Annotated in this window: 2 protein-coding genes; both read right to left on the bottom strand. The window is 37.5% G+C overall.

Going from position 1 to position 1249, the window contains the following annotated elements:
- Window positions 1-41: 41 nt before the first annotated feature.
- Window positions 42-623, bottom strand: coding sequence for a helix-turn-helix domain-containing protein (locus tag A7D14_RS04185; RefSeq protein ID WP_067030424.1), 582 nt, complete (start codon window positions 621-623; stop codon window positions 42-44).
- Window positions 624-789: 166 nt separating this feature from the next.
- Entirely contained in the window at window positions 790-1209 is a 420-nt protein-coding gene (locus A7D14_RS04180) for an HYC_CC_PP family protein (protein ID WP_067030421.1), read from the bottom strand.
- Between the last annotated feature and the right edge of the window lie 40 nt (window positions 1210-1249).

Here is a 1249-nt window from a genome sequence, read left to right as displayed (position 1 = left end):
GTATTGCCAAAAGCCTTTGTCTGCATAATTCTCTTTATTATTTATATAATTTCGTCAAAGAAATTTCGTTCCCAGGCTTGATCATTTTTATAGTCGGTCATGCTCATGCCCATGATTTCCTTAAACTGCCTGGATAAGTGGTTGACACTGCTGTAATCGAGCAAATAAGCGATATCAGAAAAGGTATGTTGCCGCAACTGAATGAGCTCTTTTACCTTTTCTATCTTCAGCTTTATGAAGTATTTTTCAATAGTGATATTTTCATTTTTTGAAAAAATCTTGCTCAGTACCTTGTACTCTCGATGTACTATGTTAGCCAGATAGTCCGAGGTTTTTCCCCGAATGTTGATAGGGATATCTGCGACCAATGAAATCAAGGCGATCTTGATTTTCTCGACTATCATCTCCTCTTCGCTTTTGGCTATTTCAAAACCGTTGGAATGGAGGACGCCCACCACTTTTTGGTCTGCTTCGACAATAGCTATTTCTGGAGCCTTTACCGTAAGTTTCCCAAGTTCAAGGGATAGTATGGTAATGCCCAAATCATACAATTCTTGCTTTATGACCTTTAGGCAACGCCTACAAACCATATTCTTTATCCAATATTCCCTTATGGAATCCATGGTGCACGTATTATGGTTTACAATAAATCTCAACAGGTAAAACCCTGTTTGGCAATCAATCTGAATGTTCTGTCGTGGGCATGGGGTACGACAAAAAGGGGCCACTTAAGAGGTATGGCCAATGCGAAGAGCGGACTATTGCATAAACAATCCGCTTAAATATAAATCAAATTAAGAAAGTCTCGTGAAGAACTAGTAAATCCTTCTGAATCAACGGAGGTTTATAGTTTTTGAAGGGAACTACATTTTCCTCAAGTCCTTCAAAAAGGTTTATATAAGTGTGGACAAAGGCCTTTAAGAAGACAAAATTTTGAGAATCAATCTCAAAGGAAACCTTTTGGAGATTATCATTACCTTGCTGTATAAATGAATCATCACTACAACAGTCTCCAACTCCAATTGAACATTTTTTTGAAGTGTTTTCCGTCTTTTGGATTTTTTGATCACAGGGCGTTGCTTTACCGAACACGGCAATATCTACCAGTTTTTCACAGCAAAAATGCATATCCGCCGTAAACGAGGTAGTCGAAAAGAGTACCGCCAACGTCAAAAAGATGGATAATATTTTGCTAAAAAACTGCTTCACATTCTAAAATTACAAAATTTTGTTTACCCCCAAAAATAAT

The organism is Allomuricauda sp. CP2A, assembly GCF_001683915.1.
Taxonomy (GTDB): Bacteria; Bacteroidota; Bacteroidia; order Flavobacteriales; family Flavobacteriaceae; genus Flagellimonas.
This window is presented reverse-complemented; position numbering and strand designations above follow the sequence as displayed.

Coding starts and splice junctions, on each gene's coding strand:
- A7D14_RS04185 (WP_067030424.1), bottom strand. CDS start 623: ATGGATTCCATAAGGGAATATTGGATAAAGAATATGGTTTGTAGGCGT.